18 protein-coding genes, 2 tRNA genes, 1 pseudogene and 1 riboswitch are annotated in these 18,066 nt (G+C 55.6%); of the genes and pseudogenes, 12 read left to right on the forward strand and 9 right to left on the reverse strand.

Features of this window, described 5'->3' with window-relative positions; all coding sequences use genetic code 11:
• Positions 1-9: 9 nt before the first annotated feature.
• Together rutF and rutG are read left to right on the forward strand one after the other, a co-directional pair.
• Positions 10-501 carry an NADH-dependent FMN reductase RutF gene (gene rutF, locus CU081_RS19790; RefSeq protein ID WP_015570873.1) on the forward strand — a complete coding sequence of 164 codons (492 nt, stop codon included), beginning with the start codon at positions 10-12 and terminating at the stop codon, positions 499-501.
• 21 nt (positions 502-522) lie between these two features.
• Positions 523-1,845 (forward strand): pyrimidine utilization transport protein G, encoded by a 1,323-nt coding sequence (gene rutG, locus CU081_RS19795; RefSeq protein WP_039268798.1) that lies wholly within the window; start codon positions 523-525, stop codon positions 1,843-1,845.
• Between the two features lie 110 nt (positions 1,846-1,955).
• On the opposite strand, the gene CU081_RS19800 is transcribed toward rutG, so the two are convergent.
• Complete coding sequence (locus tag CU081_RS19800; RefSeq protein WP_058647428.1) at positions 1,956-2,876, reverse strand: DMT family transporter; 921 nt, start codon at positions 2,874-2,876, stop codon at positions 1,956-1,958.
• A gap of 116 nt (positions 2,877-2,992) precedes the next feature.
• The gene (locus CU081_RS19805; RefSeq protein ID WP_001273664.1) at positions 2,993-3,163 is read right to left on the reverse strand and encodes a general stress protein; all 171 of its coding nucleotides are present in this window, start codon (positions 3,161-3,163) and stop codon (positions 2,993-2,995) included.
• Positions 3,164-3,554: 391 nt separating this feature from the next.
• On the opposite strand from CU081_RS19805, the gene wrbA reads away from it, so the two are divergent.
• Both wrbA and CU081_RS19815 read left to right on the forward strand, forming a co-directional pair.
• A complete protein-coding gene (gene wrbA / locus CU081_RS19810; protein WP_006809323.1) occupies positions 3,555-4,151 on the forward strand; it encodes an NAD(P)H:quinone oxidoreductase in 597 nt (198 codons plus the stop codon).
• A gap of 18 nt (positions 4,152-4,169) precedes the next feature.
• Positions 4,170-4,396: pseudogene (locus CU081_RS19815) on the forward strand (YccJ family protein).
• A 33-nt stretch (positions 4,397-4,429) separates the two neighbouring features.
• Here CU081_RS19815 and agp read toward each other — a convergent pair.
• Complete coding sequence (gene agp / locus CU081_RS19820; protein ID WP_022650753.1) at positions 4,430-5,671, reverse strand: bifunctional glucose-1-phosphatase/inositol phosphatase; 1,242 nt, start codon at positions 5,669-5,671, stop codon at positions 4,430-4,432.
• 92 nt (positions 5,672-5,763) lie between these two features.
• Positions 5,764-6,264 (reverse strand): DedA family protein, encoded by a 501-nt coding sequence (locus CU081_RS19825; RefSeq protein ID WP_003858113.1) that lies wholly within the window; start codon positions 6,262-6,264, stop codon positions 5,764-5,766.
• Positions 6,265-6,422: 158 nt separating this feature from the next.
• Positions 6,423-6,592, forward strand: a riboswitch (M-box (ykoK) riboswitch).
• Positions 6,593-6,652: 60 nt separating this feature from the next.
• On the opposite strand from CU081_RS19825, the gene CU081_RS19830 reads away from it, so the two are divergent.
• Positions 6,653-7,654, forward strand: a complete 1,002-nt coding sequence (locus CU081_RS19830; RefSeq protein WP_003858115.1) for a magnesium transporter — start codon at positions 6,653-6,655, stop codon at positions 7,652-7,654.
• A gap of 42 nt (positions 7,655-7,696) precedes the next feature.
• Here CU081_RS19830 and CU081_RS19835 read toward each other — a convergent pair.
• Positions 7,697-7,784: transfer RNA gene (locus CU081_RS19835), tRNA-Ser, on the reverse strand.
• A gap of 254 nt (positions 7,785-8,038) precedes the next feature.
• Between CU081_RS19835 and CU081_RS19840 the strand changes: the two genes are divergently transcribed.
• Positions 8,039-8,557, forward strand: a complete 519-nt coding sequence (locus CU081_RS19840) for a LuxR C-terminal-related transcriptional regulator (protein WP_003858117.1) — start codon at positions 8,039-8,041, stop codon at positions 8,555-8,557.
• A 40-nt stretch (positions 8,558-8,597) separates the two neighbouring features.
• On the opposite strand, the gene CU081_RS19845 is transcribed toward CU081_RS19840, so the two are convergent.
• Positions 8,598-10,211, reverse strand: a complete 1,614-nt coding sequence (locus CU081_RS19845) for a mechanosensitive ion channel family protein (RefSeq protein ID WP_003858118.1) — start codon at positions 10,209-10,211, stop codon at positions 8,598-8,600.
• Between the two features lie 173 nt (positions 10,212-10,384).
• Here CU081_RS19845 and CU081_RS19850 point away from each other — a divergent pair, with 173 nt between their 5' ends.
• From CU081_RS19850 to CU081_RS19860, 3 genes are read left to right on the forward strand one after another with little or no spacing between them, the layout of a single operon-like run.
• Positions 10,385-11,392: an ABC transporter substrate-binding protein gene (locus tag CU081_RS19850; RefSeq protein WP_022650752.1), complete on the forward strand. Its 1,008-nt coding sequence runs from the start codon at positions 10,385-10,387 to the stop codon at positions 11,390-11,392.
• Complete coding sequence (locus CU081_RS19855; RefSeq protein ID WP_022650751.1) at positions 11,389-12,420, forward strand: FecCD family ABC transporter permease; 1,032 nt, start codon at positions 11,389-11,391, stop codon at positions 12,418-12,420. The genes CU081_RS19850 and CU081_RS19855 overlap by 4 nt, the downstream gene beginning before the upstream one ends.
• Positions 12,417-13,178 (forward strand): ABC transporter ATP-binding protein, encoded by a 762-nt coding sequence (locus tag CU081_RS19860; RefSeq protein WP_022650750.1) that lies wholly within the window; start codon positions 12,417-12,419, stop codon positions 13,176-13,178. The genes CU081_RS19855 and CU081_RS19860 overlap by 4 nt, the downstream gene beginning before the upstream one ends.
• A 61-nt stretch (positions 13,179-13,239) precedes the next feature.
• Here the strand turns inward: CU081_RS19860 and CU081_RS19865 are convergent.
• Together CU081_RS19865 and CU081_RS19870 are read right to left on the reverse strand one after the other, a co-directional pair.
• Positions 13,240-13,327: transfer RNA gene (locus CU081_RS19865), tRNA-Ser, on the reverse strand.
• Positions 13,328-13,471: 144 nt separating this feature from the next.
• A complete protein-coding gene (locus CU081_RS19870; protein ID WP_022650749.1) occupies positions 13,472-15,100 on the reverse strand; it encodes an ABC transporter substrate-binding protein in 1,629 nt (542 codons plus the stop codon).
• 270 nt (positions 15,101-15,370) lie between these two features.
• On the opposite strand from CU081_RS19870, the gene yccA reads away from it, so the two are divergent.
• Entirely contained in the window at positions 15,371-16,030 is a 660-nt protein-coding gene (gene yccA, locus CU081_RS19880; RefSeq protein ID WP_003858127.1) for an FtsH protease modulator YccA, read from the forward strand.
• 89 nt (positions 16,031-16,119) lie between these two features.
• Positions 16,120-16,449, forward strand: coding sequence for a sulfurtransferase TusE (gene tusE / locus CU081_RS19885; protein ID WP_032610197.1), 330 nt, complete (start codon positions 16,120-16,122; stop codon positions 16,447-16,449).
• On the opposite strand, the gene yccX is transcribed toward tusE, so the two are convergent.
• On the reverse strand, positions 16,446-16,727 hold the full coding sequence (gene yccX, locus CU081_RS19890) for an acylphosphatase (RefSeq protein ID WP_003858131.1): 282 nt from the start codon (positions 16,725-16,727) through the stop codon (positions 16,446-16,448). The genes tusE and yccX overlap by 4 nt on opposite strands.
• A gap of 93 nt (positions 16,728-16,820) precedes the next feature.
• Here yccX and rlmI point away from each other — a divergent pair, with 93 nt between their 5' ends.
• Complete coding sequence (rlmI, locus tag CU081_RS19895; RefSeq protein ID WP_022650747.1) at positions 16,821-18,011, forward strand: 23S rRNA (cytosine(1962)-C(5))-methyltransferase RlmI; 1,191 nt, start codon at positions 16,821-16,823, stop codon at positions 18,009-18,011.
• The last annotated feature ends 55 nt before the right edge of the window (positions 18,012-18,066 follow it).

Genomic DNA, 18,066 nt, shown 5'->3' on the forward strand with positions numbered 1-18,066 from the left:
GCGAACGTGATGACACCGGATAAACAAACCTTTCGCGACGCTATGGCCTGCGTCGGCGCAGCGGTCAATATCATTACCACCGACGGCCCGGCAGGCCTGGCGGGCTTCACCGCCAGCGCGGTATGCAGCGTCACGGATTCCCCGCCTACCCTGCTGGTGTGCCTGAACCGCGGCGCGTCGGTCTGGCCGATTTTCAGCGAGAACCGCACCCTGTGCGTTAACACGCTGAGTGCCGGACAGGAGCCTTTATCCAACCTGTTTGGCGGGAAAACGCCGATGGCGGACCGCTTTGCCGCTGCCCGCTGGCAGACAGGCGACACGGGCTGCCCGCGTCTGGAAAATGCGCTGGCCTCGTTCGACTGCCGCATCAGCCAGGTGGTGAGCGTTGGCACTCACGACATTCTGTTTTGCGACATCGTATCCATCGTACGCCACCCGGCGCCGCAAGGGCTGGTGTGGTTCGACCGCGGCTATCACGCACTTATGCGACCCGCCTGTTAATCCGCATTCAGGAGACAGATCATGTTCGGACTTCCCCACTGGCAGTTGAAATCGACCTCCACAGAAGCAGGCGTGGTCGCGCCGGATGAAAGGCTCCCGCTCGGGCAGACCATGGTGATGGGCGTGCAGCATGCGGTCGCGATGTTTGGTGCGACGGTGCTGATGCCCATGCTGATGGGGCTGGATCCTAACCTCGCCATTTTGATGTCGGGTATGGGTACCCTGCTGTTCTTTTTTGTCACCGGCGGGCGTGTGCCCAGCTATCTGGGCTCCAGCGCCGCCTTCGTTGGGGTGGTCATTGCAGCGACCGGGTTTAACGGTCAGGGTATTAACCCCAACCTGAGCGTGGCCCTCGGCGGCATTATCGCCTGTGGGCTGGTCTACACCCTGACCGGTCTGGTGGTGATGAAAGTCGGCACACGCTGGATCGAGCGGATGATGCCCCCCGTCGTCACCGGGGCGGTGGTGATGGCGATAGGCCTGAACCTCGCGCCGATTGCGGTGAAGAGCGTTTCCGGCTCACCGTTTGAAAGCTGGATGGCGGTGATTACGGTGCTGTGCATCGGCGTGGTGGCGGTCTTTACGCGCGGCATGATCCAGCGGCTGCTGATACTGGTCGGGCTGATTGCGGCCTGTCTGGTCTACGCGCTGCTGGCGAACGTGTTCGGCCTCGGCAAACCGGTTGATTTCACACTGATTCATCAGGCCGCCTGGTTCGGCATGCCGCACATAACCTCGCCCACCTTTAACGCTCAGGCGATGATGCTCATCGCGCCTGTCGCGGTGATTCTGGTGGCTGAAAACCTGGGCCATTTGAAAGCCGTAGCGGGAATGACCGGCCGCAATATGGACCCGTATATGGGACGGGCGTTTGTGGGAGACGGTCTGGCGACCATGCTCTCCGGCTCGGTCGGCGGCAGCGGCGTGACGACCTACGCGGAAAACATCGGCGTGATGGCAGTGACCAAAGTCTACTCGACGCTGGTCTTCGTGGCGGCGGCGGTGATGGCGATGCTGCTCGGCTTTTCCCCAAAATTCGGCGCATTGATCCACACCATCCCGGCACCCGTGATTGGCGGCGCCTCGATTGTGGTATTTGGTCTTATTGCCGTCGCGGGGGCACGTATCTGGGTGCAGAATCATGTTGATCTGAGCCAGAATGGTAACCTGATCATGGTGGCGGTGACACTGGTGCTGGGGGCGGGTGATTTCGCCCTGACGCTGGGCGGGTTTACGGTAGGCGGGATTGGCACGGCGACCTTCGGCGCGATCCTGCTCAACGCCCTGCTGAGCCGCCGGAAAAGGGATGTACCGCAAGGAAAAGCCATCACCCCTTCCACCTGAAATACGTGCCGCATTCTTGCCGGGTGACGCTACGCTTACCCGGCCTACAATTGGCAAGTAGGCCCGAGCAAGCGAAGCGCCGCCGGGCTAAACGGACAGGGTGCGCGTTGTTAGCTATCTGCCCCTTGTTCAGCGCTCAATCCGGCAGTCGCCTTACGTCGTTTTTTTAACTTCAACTCGCTCACCAGCACCCCGGCGATAATAAATGCCGCGCCCACCAGCGCCAGCAGCGGCAGACGCTCCCCGGCGAGTCGCCCGAAAATACCCGCCCACACCGGTTCACCGGTGTAAATGACCGTCGCCCGTGTCGGGCATACGCTGCGCTGCGCCCAGTTCATGGTAACCTGGATAATGGCGCTGAAAATACCCAGCCCCAGCGCCACGACGATAAGCCCGGTAGACATCGGCGGGACGGACTCCCCTGCCGGCACCATCGTCGCGAACGCCACCAGCGACGCGGTGGCAAGCTGCACCACCGTCACCCGCTTGACGTCCACTTTTCCTGCCCAGGCGCTAATCAGAATAATTTCTGCCGCAATGGCGACGGCCCCCACCAGAGTGATGATCTCCCCCGGCCCCAGCGCCAGCAGATTATTTTCCGGCCCGGCTAATAAAATAAGGCCGATGAACGCCAGCACGATGCCAATGCACGACATCAGGCCCGGCATTCTGCCGAGGCACAGCCACTGCAACAGCGGCACCAGCGGTACGTACATGGCGGTGATGAAGGCGGATTTACTGCTGGAGATAGACTGGAGCCCCCACGTTTGCAGGCTGTAAGCCATGGCAATCGCCACGCCAATGGCGACACCCGCTTTAAGCTCTCTCAGGGTCAATCCGCGCAGGGTTTTCAGTGAAATAAGCGCCACGGCAACCGCAGCGGTTGCAAAACGCAGCCCTACAAAGAAAAACGGATCGCTCATCGTGACCGCGTACTGAACGGCAAGAAAGGTTCCGCCCCAGAACATGGTGATCAAAATCAGGATGGCTTCCTGAGGCTTAATGGAGAAGGTAAAACGGGAAACGGACATGGGACACCAGCACGAAGAATCAATCCTGTAGTGTGCGATGCCTTTGATGACAGTTCAATGTAGCAGACATAAAAAAACCGCCGGGAAACCCGGCGGCAGAGAGTTAACCCGGCATACTACTTGTTGCTGCCGTGGCTATTTTTACCCCCTTTTTTACCAGCCTCTGATGCGCGCTGAGGGTCGTTTTTAAAGTTGCCCCCGCTAGACTGGCCACCTTTACGACCTGCTTCTGATGCTCTTTCACGGTCTTCAGCGAAATTACCTGAACCACCACGATGGTTTGCCATCTCTAACCTCCAGAGTGTGAAACATTAGACATCATATTGCATTCAGTAAAAGAGGATTCTTTCACCTCGCGGCTCAAGGACAGTGCCTTTATCTGTGCCGCGTGAAACTAAGCTTAGTGTAATGCGGCTATCCGGCAAGCGAGAGGTAATATTCTGCAACATGATCTCAGCCTTTCGTATGAAATATTGAGGAAGTCATTCATAAGCCATTCTTATATTTTGAAAAATCCGCGCCGCGAAAGTTGTTTCATTTTGCTACAAAGCACGTAACGAAAAGATATTGTTATATATCAAAGAAATGCCGTTCATTTTTGCAGTCTGGCTGTGATGTCATATCTTTAAAGGAACGCAGCGATCCGCTGTAAGAAAAACCAACGAGGAGTGATGCAAAATGGCAAAAGTTCTGGTGCTCTATTATTCCATGTATGGACACATTGAAACCATGGCTCACGCAGTAGCAGAAGGCGCAAACAGAGTAGACGGCGTTGAGGTCGTGGTTAAACGCGTACCGGAAACCATGCAGGCGGAAGCCTTCGCCAAAGCCGGGGGGAAAACACAAAACGCCCCGGTCGCCACCCCGCAGGAGCTCGCGGACTATGATGCCATTATCTTCGGCACCCCGACCCGCTTCGGCAATATGTCCGGCCAGATGCGCACCTTCCTCGACCAGACGGGCGGGCTCTGGGCCTCCGGCGCGTTATACGGCAAGCTGGCCAGCGTGTTCAGCTCTACCGGCACGGGCGGCGGCCAGGAGCAGACGATCACTTCCACCTGGACAACGCTTGCGCATCATGGGATGGTCATTGTGCCGATTGGCTACGGCGCGCAGGAACTGTTTGATGTCTCCCAGGTCCGTGGTGGTACGCCCTATGGCGCAACAACGATTGCCGGTGGGGATGGTTCACGTCAGCCAAGCAATGAAGAACTTTCAATCGCCCGCTATCAGGGTGAATACGTCGCGGGTCTTGCCAAAAAACTGAACGGCTAACCTAACAGGAGGACAAGTATGCCAACTCAAGAATCCAAAGCTCACCACGTGGCGAATGGGCAAGTTTACGCAATACCTCTCCGGAGATTGCCGAAGCCATCTTTGAAGTCGCCAATTATGACGAAAAGCTGGCTGAACAGATTTGGGAAGAAGGCAACGATGAAGTGCTGGTTCGCGCCTTCAAAAAAACCGACAAAGACTCGCTGTTCTGGGGCGAGCAAACCATCGAACGTAAAAACGTCTGAACGTTCCCCCCCGCCCACGCGGGGGGTTATTTTCTATTTCGCCGCGTTATCCATCACCGCATTGAATTTATCGACAGGACAGAAGCCGTTGCCATCCACCGGACAGCCCTTCAGCTCCAGCGTCACGCGCTGCGCAGGGGATTGCAGCGACAGTACGCTGGCGTTACGCAGCTGATCTGAACTCTGGTAAACATACTCAATTTTCATCAGCTCCTGGTTAGTGTTTTTATCATGCCAGCGCTGGAAGACAATTTTACCGCCAATCGGGGTTCTTTCCTGCTGGTCGTGCAGCTGATAAGGCCTGAAGTCCAGCGCGGTCAGCAGCGAGGCGATGTTAGAGTCGTGCCCTACCAGCAGGGTGATTTTTGGCGCTTTTGCCTGGTCGGTCACCAGCGCTTTATCAATGTACTTCACCAGCGGTTTAGCCACGTTCTGCGCCACCTCCGTCGACGTAAACAGCGAGTCCTGATAGCCGTTTTTCAGCTTCGACAGCACGCGCCACTGCTGATCGGTTTTGATTTCCCCCCAGGCAACCTGGTCTGTCGGGAAGCCTTCGTAATACTGTAGCGTGAAAGCATCTACCAGCGAGTTACCCACCTTCAGCGGCCCGGAGACGCCCGGCTCTTTTTCATAATCGGCGCTGAACGTATCTTTCGCCTCCGTCAGGGAGCAGACTTTTTTCTCCTTGCAGGACGGCGAGTCGCTGTAGTTTGTCAGCTTTTCCAGCAGTTTGTAGCTTTCATCCAGCTGCATTTTCTGCCGTTCCGTCTCCATCGCTTTCAGCGCTTTCTCGCGAAACTCAGGGGAGTTATCGGTAATGACCGGATTGAAGGTGGGGTCCATGGTGCCCATTTTTTCCTGGTGATGCACAGGAACATCGCACCCGGGGAACGCGCCGGTGATAAAGAACTGCGCGGTCGCCACGGTGCGCTGGAGGCTGTTGGCGTAGGCATAGACGGTATCCGCTGGCGGGCATTCACCCGTCTTCACCATCCCCTGCTCTGCCAGCCACTCGCGCATATAGTGACCCATATACACTTCCAGTACGCCACCTTTGGTGGTGAGCTGTCCACCCGGGACGTCCCACTCCGGCCACTGCTTCGGCGTGGACTGCTCCAGCACGCTGCCGTTATTGGCAAGCGGCGCGCGCAGGTTGTGGCGGCTCATGATGAGCACCTGTTCCAGCTGATAGCCATCCGGCGTGTCCTGTGCCTGCGCCCCAAACGTCACTGAAAGCGTTCCTGCCACGGCGACAGCGAGTAGTGCTTTTCTCATCCCTTTTTCCTCATGCGTTTTTATCGTTACGCTGAGTGTGACAGACTGGTGACCGTTTTTTCGGGAAGCATTTCTCAAACTGATGAATACGTTCAGATGCTGATGCCGGTGACGATGCCGACATACAGCGCCGCCCATGCGCAGGCTGACAGCAGGCTAACGACGTAAACCTTCATCGCGCTCATCCTGAGCATGCCGGCCGCCAGCGGCACGATATAACGCAGCACCGCCAGGAAACGCGACGTGAACAGCGCGACTACGCCGTTCTTTTGCAGCTGATGCTGTACCCGCAGAATCTTATCGGCATGTTTTGCGGTGAGGCGTGACACCAGCCGGGTATGCCCCATCAGCTGGCCGATATGGTAATTCAGCACCGAACCTGCCGTAGCGCCCATCACCACCGCCAGCCACGTCATTCCGGGATGCAGACTCGACTGGCTGACGGCGATCCCCGCCATCAGCATGACCGATGCGGGCGGCAGCACCGAGGAGACCAGCACCGTCGATTTACTCAACGCCATAACAACGAGCAGCGCGAACAGATGCGTCGGATAATGCGCAAAATGATCCAGCAGCGTGTCCAGCCATGCCATTTTACTCTCTCCGGTAACAAATGAATTCTCCATTTAAAAAGAAAACAGTTAAATAAAACCTCAACATGCGTTTAATACTATTCATTTAAACCGTTCTTCAACATTATTAAAATTCCTCAGCAGCAGTTTTAAATAAGCGTATTATCCCTCTCGTTTTACAACGATCTCGTTATGGCGAGGCTCCTGTACAAATACACGTTATCGCTCTGGTGGGTTCGAGAGAACCGGCACAGGGTAAAACAGGCACTGTCGAATCAAGGCTTTGTCAGTATAACTTCCCTTGCGGGATACGGTGTACAGTGCTGAACCCAGGACGTGGGGATCTCCTTTCCGACATGCCCTGTCTTGCTCGCCCCTGAGAGATTTTATTATTCAAAGGGAATTTACTATGTCTTACGCTATTCACAACCAAAACCTGGCTTTCAATGACAGCGCCATCGCGCAATATATGAATACCGATTTTATCGTTATTGATATTTCATTATGCGTGGCTCTGGCACGCGAGCAGTTCTTTGAAAAATTAAAAGATGATGATATTCCGTCGCATATTTTTATCGAAGATAACGGTCGCCTCGCGGGTTTGATCGCCGTACGCAAATTGTTGCAGGCCACCGACACCGTGCAGCCCGTTAAGGGGTTGATGATATCGGATTTTATTCAGCTCAAACCGGAAGATGAGCGGGCGGATGTCGCCGGGCTGCTGGCGCATGCGGGTGCGGATGTAGTGCCGGTGGTGACCCACGGCAAGCTGGTGGGCTGCCTTACCGAGCGTGAAATCGCCCATCTGCTGGAAGATGACGTTACTGAAGATGCCCAGCTTCAGGGGGCGACGCTGCCGCTGGAGAAGCCCTATCTGGAAACCAGCGCCTTCAGCCTGTGGAAGAAACGCTCCGTCTGGCTGCTGCTGCTGTTTGTCGCGGAAGCGTATACCAGCTCGGTGATCCAGCATTTTGAAGAGGCGCTGGAATCCGCAATTGCGCTGGCGTTCTTTATTCCGCTGCTGATTGGCACCGGCGGAAACAGCGGGACGCAGATCACCTCGACGCTGGTGCGCGCCATGGCGCTGGGTGAAGTCCACCTTCGCGATGTGGGTCGTGTGCTGCGCAAAGAGATGAGCACCTCGTTAATGATTGCCGCCACGCTGGGTCTGGCGGGTTGCGTTCGCGCCTGGATGATGGGCATTGGGATGGAAATCACGCTCATCGTCAGCCTGACGCTGGTCTGCATTACGCTGTGGAGCGCTATCGTCTCGTCGGTGATCCCGATGGTACTGAAACGCTGCAAAATCGACCCAGCGGTGGTCTCCGCACCGTTTATCGCCACGTTAATCGACGGCACCGGGCTGATTATCTACTTCAAAATTGCGCAGTATACGCTGGGGCTGGAATAACGAAAAAACCCTGCGATATTGCTATCGCAGGGTTTTCGAATTTGGCGGAAGCGTAGAGATTCGAACTCTAGAACCCTTTCGGGTCGCCGGTTTTCAAGACCGGTGCCTTCAACCGCTCGGCCACGCTTCCAAAGTGAGGCGCACTATAAACATCTCTGAGCATGATGTAAAGCACGAATTTGCATAACATTACACGTCTTCCGTCGTCCCCTTCCGTCCCGCTGATTTCTTCGTCATCGACTGGTTAAAATGTAAACATTTATTTTTACATTCATAACGTTTATTAGATTCGCGGGTGGTCATTTAGACTCTTTTTCGCACAACACCCATTAACCGTGGATCACTGCGATAAGAGATTAGCCATGACTTTGTTTAACGACGATTATGAATTTTTTATTTATCAGTGATAACTATTACCTTTGCCATGGTGTATCAAGCTCCCTGACATCAACCCATTTGATTCGCGATGACGCGGATATTCACGATCTTGATGGGGTCGATCAGGCGATGGATTTTATCATTGCGATTGAACAGGATAAGTTACGCAATAAAACCATTCGGCAGGTCAAAAAAGTTAAGCGTGATTACATTGTCCTGATGCATGAGATAGAAGCCAACCGCGCAGTGAGAATCGATAATATTATCTATTCGTCGATGCATTTTACTGCTCACCCTTTTCAGCAGCTGATGCGCTTTTACCGGGCGCTCAGAACACACTCCTTTACGCGACGCGAATATGACGTGCTGAAGCTGTTTCATTTGGAAAACCATGAGATCGCGAAAAAGCTGCAATTGTCACAAAAAACGACCAGCACCTACCGCGTGAGGATCCTCGAGAAATTAAATATGCGCTCAAAAAACATTCTGGCGATGACCCGTGTAAAATCGGCGATCGTCGATTAAAAGCTGTAACATTTTGCCTTGCCACGGAAAAACCGGGCCGTCACGTTTCGCCCTGAGGGGGTTTGGCTGGCGCGGTATACCAGTTCTCTTTGACAACCATCACGCTGCCCTCTGGCTGCATAACAAAATTCGGGGACATGATCTGCACGTTAAATTCGTTAAACACATCCTGTATCTGGCTATGCAGTTCATTGCGGGCAACCGCGAGGGACTGATCGGGCAGCAGGCGGACCTGCAATTCGTAAGCGATATACCAGTCCATTAACCCTAACTGGCGCACCAGCGGCGGCTCGGAAAGGTCAATCCCTTTTGCCCGTTTCGCGGCCAGCTCCAGCATGGCATGCACCTGACGCCATGGGGTGTCATAACCGATAGTGACGCTGACCGTCAGATTGAGGCTGCCATCGGGCTGTAGCGCGCTCAGGTTGGTGATCTTACCGCTCACCACCACCGCGTTGGGCACGGTAACGACATAATTTTCCCGGGTAATAATTTTGGTCGCCAGCATGCCAATTTCACTGACCTTACCTTCGTTATCCGCCACCCGAATGACATCGCCTTTACGCAGTGCGCGGGAGTAAATCAGGACCAGACCGCTCATGGCATGGTTCATCACCCCTGCCGAACCCAGCGTTAACATCAGTCCAAAGAAGACGCTAATACCTTTAAACGCCAGCGAGTTTGCACCGGGAAGAAACGGCCAGGCGGCGGAGAGAGCAAATAGCCAGACGGCAACGGAAATGAGCTTACGGGTAGCCCCCACGGTTTCCGGATGTACGCCGGGAAGTTGCAGACGACCAGCCTCCACCTGATTCAGCACCATCTTAAGAAGCTTCAGAATAAAAGCGGTAATGAGGAAAATGATCAGAACAATCGTCAGCCCCGGCAAGGCCGAGACAATCGCCAGGGCGATTTGCTGCACCACGCGAAGCGTCCAGTCTCCCAGCGACGTGCCCCACACCCGCGTCCACGGAAACAGACTGAATGCCCAGCTCAGCCAGACGTAAAAGCCGATCAACCCCAGCAGGAACATCAGCAAGGCGTAAAGCCGAATCTCAATGGCGCCAATGTACCGCCGCCAGCTTTGCGGCACCCGGCTGCGATTCTCCACAATACGCCGACGGTAGACGCGCCGGAACCAGCGCCAGGATCGCCACGCGCCGTAGCAGAGCAGCAACAGCGCCAGCAGGCCAGCGGCAGCTTTTACCGTCGACAGCGCCAGCCAGCCGGAATCGTATTGATCGCGCAGCGCCATTCTCTGTGCTTCCATGCGCGCCAGCACGCGCTGTGCGGCCTGATCGAGGGTAAGATCGTCCCCTTCGTCCAAATCCCCTTCCGTCAGCAGCATCACAGGTTTACCGTTCATCACTATCAGCCGTCCCTGCTGGTTATAGCGGGTCACGGGGACGATGCTGAGCGGCTCACGCACATCCGCCTCGGTAAAATTGCGCAGGGTGTTGCGGATGCGTAAAACGCGCTCTTCCGGCGTGGTCAGGCCAAATTTCGCCTGTAGCATGACGATGGGCTGATGGAAGATATAGACCGTTCGGGCGCGCTCCTGCTCCGTAGGCGCCTGGCGGGGCTCTGCGGCATACGATGAGAAGGCGCTCAGGGCGGCAAAACAGAACGCAAACGCGAGCAGGATCTTTTTCATCCTCACTCCCCCAGGTCAGAAATCTTGTTATTTTTCAGGCAACCCGCGAATGCCAAGTGGGTATGTTGAGAATAGTCCAGCCTTTCGTTTCTGCAACAAGCGACGGTGAGCGTGTTGCTCTCAATCGCAATATATGTATTATGTTATAACATAACAATTTCGGATAGCGTTCTATGTTACTTAAAAAAGGGTTATTTCTGGCTTCACTGCTCTCCATGGCACCTGCCGCTTTCGCCGCAACCACCTGGCCTCTCACGATTGAAAATTGCGGCGTAAAGCAGACCTTTACGCAGGCTCCTCAGCGCGTCGTGACCGTGGGTCAGCATGAAACAGAATTACTGCTCGCACTGGGGCTGGAGAAAACGATCGCCGCGACGTCAGTCTGGTTCGGCACGCTGCCACCCACGCTGGAGGATGCCGGGAAAAACCTCCCCCGGCTTGCGGATAATTCCCCCTCCTTTGAGGCCGTGGTAGGGCAGAAACCTGAACTCGTTCTCGCGCAGTATCACTGGCACATTGGTCCGCAGGGAGAAGTGGGAACCCGTGAACAGTTTGCGTCGCTGGGGATTAATACGTGGATCTCCCCTGCCGACTGCACGGATAAAACGGTAACGGAAACCTCAAACGCAGACGGAGCACGTAGCGCGCCGTTTTCACTGGCGGAAATTACACGGGAAGTGACAGATCTGGCGACGATTTTTGATGTTTCCGCGCGAGGTGAGCAGCTCAATCGTGCGCTGGCGGAGCGTATTAAAAAGGCCCAGGCGCGCGCCTCCGCGAAACAACTTAGCGTCGTATTCTGGTTCTCCAGCAGCCGTCTGAATGGCGATCCCTGGGTGGCGGGGAATTACGGCGCGCCTGGCTGGATCAGCCGCACGCTGGGGTTGAAGAACATTATTGACTCTCACGACGAATGGCCCGCTGTAACGTGGGAACATATTGCCCGATCGCAGCCGGACGTGATTGTTATCGCCGGGATGTCCCGCAGGCTCTATCCTGCCGATGAGGTTGAGGTAAAAAAAGCGTTCTTGCGCAGTGACCCGGTGACAAAGAACATGCCTGCGGTCAGGAACAACCACATCATCGTGGTGCCAGCGATGTCGTTAAACCCTTCATTGCGTAACGTCGATGCGGTTGAGCTTATCAGCGATCGGCTGGCTTCTTTCCAGGATGAACAATGAGTCATTTCGCTTTTGACCGCCGCCAGCAGGGTTTACTGGCAGCAGGTGCCATGGCGCTGCCGCTGATGCTGGTCTTTGCCGCCAGTATCGGGGATATGCCGGTGTCGTATGCCAGTACCGGGAAAGCGATCCTCAACGGACTGGGTTTGACCTCTTATGCGTTGCCGCAAACGGAGGAAGGTATCGTCTGGCAATATCGCATGAGCCGGGCAGTAATGGCCGCGTGCAACGGCGGCGGCCTGGCGATGTGCGGGCTGGTGTTACAGTCGATCCTGCGTAACCCTCTGGCTGAGCCTTATCTGCTGGGGATTTCCGCGGGCGCCTCGCTGGGGGCCGTCTGCGTGATGCTTCTCGGCATGGGGGGAAGCGTGATTGGCGTGAGCAGCGGTGCGTTTGTCGGCTCATGCGCCGCCTTTGCGCTCATCATGGTGATAACAAACGGGATGAGTGAAAGCCCGTCGCGCATTTTGCTGGCTGGCATTGCGGGCACCCAGCTCTTCAACGCCATGACCGCGTACGTCGTCAGCACGTCCGCCAATGCCGAGCAGTCCCGTAGCGTCATGTTCTGGCTGCTGGGAAGTCTGAGCGGCGTGCGCTGGCCTGACGCGCTGCTGGCGCTGGCCGTTACGCTGGCGGGTTTACTGGTGGTATTGCTCTTTTCACGGGCGCTGGACACCTTCACCTTCGGGGATGAGGTCTCCACCACGCTGGGGATCCCGGTTACCGCCGTGCGTATTGTCTTATTGCTGACCTGTGCCATTGTTACCGCAACGCTGGTGAGCGCCACCGGCGCAGTGGGGTTTGTCGGGCTGGTCATTCCCCATGTGACGCGCATGCTATGCGGGCCGGGCCATCGTCGCTCGATCCCGCTGACGTTTCTTATCGGCGCCCACTTTATGATCCTCGCCGATATCGTCTCACGCACGCTGATTGTGCACCAGGTTCTGCCCATCGGGGTAGTGACTGCGCTGGTGGGCGCCCCCGTCTTTGTGGCGTTGCTTTATCAAAACCGAAAGGAGCATCCATGAATATTACTGTGGCCGGGTTAACCGTAACCCGACAAGCGCAGACGGTGCTTAAGGATATCGATCTCGACCTGCCATCCGGACAGATTATCGGCCTGTTAGGGCCAAACGGCTCGGGCAAGTCGACGCTGCTGCGCTGTCTCGCCGGGCTGTTTCCACGACTCGGCGAACGCGTGGCGCTTAATGGCACAACGCTCGGCATGATGCCGCTGAAAAAACGCGCGCAGCACATGGCGTTTGTCCCGCAACATGCTGAGGTCGACGGAGAACTGACCGTTGAGGACATTGTCAGACTGGGGCGTACGCCCTACCGGAAAACATTCCAGAAAACCTCGCGCGACGATGAGGCTGCGGTTGAGCAGGCGATTGGCCTGATGCAGTTATGCCGCTTACGCCAGCGGCGATGGCACTCTTTGTCTGGCGGAGAGCGCCAGCGAAGCCAGATAGCCCGCGCGCTGGCCCAGCAGCCGCAGGTGCTGTTGCTCGATGAACCGACAAACCACCTGGACATTCAGCACCAGCTGGAGCTGATGCGGCTCGTTTCACAGCTGCCGCTTACGGTGGTGGTTGCACTGCACGATCTCAATCTTGCAGCCAATTATTGCCAGCGTCTGATCCTCCTGAAGGCCGGGCAGATCGCCGCCACGGGCGCGCCCGAAGCGGTTCTGACGCCGGCAAACATTGAGGACACCTGGTGCGTAAAAGCTCAGGTCTGCAAAGCCGACGCCGGGATCACGATAAGCTACAACATGGTGGCATGACAGAAGCCTGGCGCATAAGCAAAAAACCCCTGCGATATTGCTATCGCAGGGGTTTCGAATTTGGCGGAAGCGTAGAGATTCGAACTCTAGAACCCTTTCGGGTCGCCGGTTTTCAAGACCGGTGCCTTCAACCGCTCGGCCACGCTTCCTAAGTGAGGCGAACTATAAACACCTCACCGCGCGCTGTAAAGAGTGCGCGCATTCGTTCGCTTTAAAAATAGCCAAAATGCGTTTAATCGGTTGAATAGACGACAGATTGGCCGTTTTGACAGCATAATATCCACCGCGGATCGTTAGTGCTTTTTGATGTACATATCTTTGGTGTAGTAGTACCCGAGCTTGTCTGGCGTGAAGCCCCCTACCCACGGTTTCACCAGGTGCGTGCGCACGTAATGATAGACCGGGATCGCCGGTACATCCCGTCCCAGCAGATCTTCTGCCTGCTGGTAGAATTTACCGCGCTCCTCCGCCGTTTGCGATTTCGCCGCGTTCACCAGTGCCCGATCGTAGTCCGGATTGCTGTACTGAGTGGTGTTTTGGCTGTCCCCGGTACGGAAGTTGTTCAGGAAGGTTGCCGCATCGTCGTAATCGGCAATCCAGGCGTAGCGTACCGCGTCAAAGTTATGGGTGTGCATGGTATCAAGCATGGTTTTCCACTCCTGATTTTGCAGCTTGGCCTCCACGCCGAGGTTCTTCTTCCACATTGAGCTGGCGGCAATGGCAATACGCTGGTGCGATTCCGAGGTGTTATAGAGGAGATTAAAGCTGAGCGGATGGCTGTCGTTAAATCCGGCTTCGGCCAGCAGCTTTTTCGCCTCGGCAATGCGTTTATCTATCGGCCAGCTGGCGTAATCCGGGTTCTGGAGCTTGACGCCGCCAATATCCGGCTGGCTGATGAGCCATGCCGGGCGCTGACCCTGCCCTAATACTTTATCGGCGATAATGTCTTTATCCAGCGCCAGGTTCAGCGCCTTGCGCACGCGGGCGTCGTTGAACGGCGGCCGGGTGGTGTTGAATTCGTAATAATAGGTGGCAAGCTGCGGCGATACATCCAGCTCGCTCCCCAGCGTTTTCTTCAGCTGAGCAAACTGGTTGATCGGCACCGTGTAGACAATGTCGATTTCGCCCGCTTTGTAGCGGTTAACGTCAGCAGCTTCAGAGGAAATGGGCAGATAGGTCACCTTGTTAATGACGGTATGTTCGTTATCCCAATATTTCGGGTTACGCACCGCCACAATGCGTTCGTTAACCACCCACTGTGACAGTTTATAGGCCCCGCTGCTGACGAAGTGCTCCGGTTTGGTCCACTTATCACCGAAACGGCCTACCAGGACTTTATCAATTGGCACCAGAGACGGGTGAGCCAGCATCGCCAGGAAAGCGGCGTTAGGTTGCGTGAGCGTCACTTCCAGCGTGGTGTCATTGATGGCTTTCACCCCCAGCGACTCGGGCGCTTTTTTGCCTTCTGCGATATCAGTGCCGTTGACGATACGCATACTACCGGGATAGCTGGCATACGGAGAGGCGGTTTTCGGGTCGACCAGCCGCTGCCAGCTCCAGACAATATCTTCCGCGGTGATGGGGGTTCCATCGCTCCAGGTAATGCCCGGGCGCAGATGGAACGTCCAGACGGTGTTGTCTTTATTTTCCCATTTCTCCGCCAGGCGCGGCTGGATTTCACCTGCCGGAGAGACGCTGACCAGCCCGTCGAATAAATCGCTGATAATATTGAATTCGACATCGCTTTCGACTTTATGCGGGTCGAGCGAGGCGGGTTCACTGCCGTTGTTCCTGACCAGTTCCTGCTTATCTGCCAGCTGGGTTCCTGCCGGCACGTTAGCCGCCCAGGTTGCCGTGCTGGCGCACAGGATCCCTGCGGTTAACAAAGAGAGTGTAAAGTGCGTGCGTGTTTGTGGTTTCATTTCCTTCGCCTTATTGTCTGTTTTTATGACGATCCGGAAATAACTCTTAGCGGCCTTAGGGAAATAACGCAATATTTTTCAGTGACCTATAAGAGGTTGATCTGAATACGCCCTACAAACCGCACTTCATTCTGAGTACAAAGGCTTTGCCAGAATAAAAAACCAGCATAATCCCTAAGGGGCTGAGTAAAGATGGGTAAAACCACTTTGCGTCTGCCGCGCCGTTTCCTATTCTTTGCGCTAATTACATCTGTCATAAGAGAGTGACTCATGGATCGTATAATTACTTCTTCACGCGACCGCACATCGCTACTCAGCACCCATAAGGTGCTGCGCAATACCTATTTCATGCTCAGCCTGACGCTGGCGTTTTCGGCGATCACCGCAACGGCCAGCACCGTACTGATGCTGCCTTCTCCAGGCCTGATCCTGACGCTGGTGGGTATGTACGGTCTGATGTTCCTGACCTACAAAACCGCGGATAAACCGGTGGGGATTCTCTCCGCGTTCGCCTTTACCGGCTTCCTGGGCTACATTCTGGGGCCAATCCTGAATGCCTATCTGTCTGCCGGAATGGGCGACGTGATTGGTATGGCGCTGGGCGGTACCGCGCTGGTGTTCTTTTGCTGCTCGGCCTACGTGCTGACCACCCGTAAGGACATGTCCTTCCTTGGCGGTATGCTGATGGCGGGTATCGTGATTGTACTGGTCGGTATGCTGGCGAACATCTTCCTGCAATTGCCTGCGCTGCATCTGGCAATCAGCGCGGTGTTTATCCTGATTTCATCCGGCGCAATCCTGTATGAAACCAGCAACATCATTCACGGCGGTGAGACGAACTATATCCGCGCCACCGTGAGCCTGTATGTGTCGCTGTACAACATTTTTGTCAGCCTGCTGAGCATCCTGGGCTTCGCCAGCCGCGATTAACACACCGTGCTGTGAACAGGGCCCCGCTTATGCGGGGCTTTGTTTTTTTTGGTAAACTTAGGCGGTTTTTGACTAACGCGTGAATGAATATGTTGAGTTTTGAAGGCAAAGAGATCGAAACCGATAACGACGGTTATCTGAAAGAGAGCAGCCAGTGGAGCGAAGCGCTGGCGGAGAAAATTGCGGATAACGAAGGAATTACCCTCTCCCCGGAACACTGGGAAGTGGTGCGCTTCGTGCGAGAATTTTACCTTGAATTCAACACGTCGCCAGCTATCCGCATGCTGGTCAAAGCCATGGCGAATAAATTTGGCGAAGAGAAAGGCAACAGCCGTTATCTGTATCGCCTGTTTCCGAAAGGCCCGGCTAAACAGGCGACAAAAATCGCCGGCCTGCCAAAGCCGGTAAAATGCATTTAATAGCGAATACTGAAGTCAGCGTATTCCCGGCCGGGTTGATGCGGTTCCGTTAGCACCTTATCAACCCGCGCGCTGCGCGGCCCGCCCGCTTTCAGCCACGCCACCAGCTTCTCAACCCGATCCGCCTCACCGCAGGCCACAACCTCCACGCTGCCATCATCCATGTTACGCGCATACCCCGTCAGCCCGAGCTGAAGGGCTTCGCGCTGGGTGCTGTAGCGGAATCCGACGCCCTGTACAAGGCCATGGACCCAGGCAATGGTGCAAACATTTGACATCATCCTTCTCCTTATCCGACTGGCGCGTTGCATTTCCTCACTGAAGTCGGGAAAATGGCGGCCATTTCATTGGAATCGACAGAATAGCAAATTATGAGTGTACGTTTAGTGTTAGCCAAAGGGCGCGAGAAGTCATTACTGCGCCGTCATCCCTGGGTCTTTTCCGGCGCGGTTGCCCGCATGGAAGGTAAAGCCAGCCTCGGTGAAACCATCGATATTGTTGACCATCAGGGGAAATGGTTAGCACGCGGCGCATACTCGCCTGCATCTCAGATCCGCGCGCGCGTCTGGACGTTCAATAAAGAAGAAGCCATCGATATCGACTTCTTTGTCCGTCGTCTGCAACAGGCGCAGCAGTGGCGTGAGTGGCTGGCAAAGCGTGACGGGCTGGACAGCTATCGTCTGATTGCCGGAGAGTCCGACGGGCTGCCGGGCGTGACCATCGACCGCTTCGGCAATTTCCTGGTGTTGCAGCTGCTGAGCGCCGGGGCGGAATACCAGCGTGCCGCGCTGATTAGCGCCCTGCAAACCCTGTTCCCGGAATGTGCCATTTACGACCGCAGCGACGTGGCGGTACGTAAAAAAGAGGGCATGGAGCTGACGCAGGGCCCGGTCACCGGCGAACTGCCGCCTGCCCTGCTGCCTATCGAGGAGCACGGCATGAAGCTGCTGGTGGACATCCAGGGCGGCCATAAGACCGGTTATTATCTCGACCAGCGTGACAGCCGTCTGGCAACGCGCCAGTACGTTGCCGATAAGCGCGTGCTGAACTGCTTCTCTTATACCGGCGGCTTTGCGGTCTCTGCCCTGATGGGCGGCTGTGCCCAGGTTGTGAGCGTCGACACCTCACAGGAAGCGCTGGATGTGGCGAAACAGAACGTTGAGCTGAACAAGCTGGATCTGAGCAAAGCGGAGTTTGTGCGCGACGACGTGTTCAAACTACTGCGTAAATACCGCGACCAGGGCGAGAAATTTGACGTCATCGTGATGGACCCGCCGAAGTTTGTGGAAAATAAAAGCCAGCTGATGGGCGCCTGCCGTGGCTATAAAGACATTAACATGCTGGCGATCCAGCTGCTGAACCCGGGCGGCGTACTGCTGACGTTCTCCTGCTCTGGCCTGATGACGACAGATTTATTCCAAAAAATCATCGCCGATGCCGCAATAGATGCGGGTCGTGATGTACAATTTATAGAGCAGTTCCGTCAGGCCGCCGATCACCCGGTGATCGCTACCTACCCGGAAGGGCTGTATCTGAAAGGGTTTGCCTGTCGCGTCATGTAACTTGAAAAGAGAAATATTGCCCGCACATAGTGTGTATGTAATGTTTCCCGGGAGG

Source organism: Enterobacter sp. CRENT-193, assembly GCF_002787395.1.
GTDB lineage: Bacteria > Pseudomonadota > Gammaproteobacteria > Enterobacterales > Enterobacteriaceae > Enterobacter > Enterobacter hormaechei_C.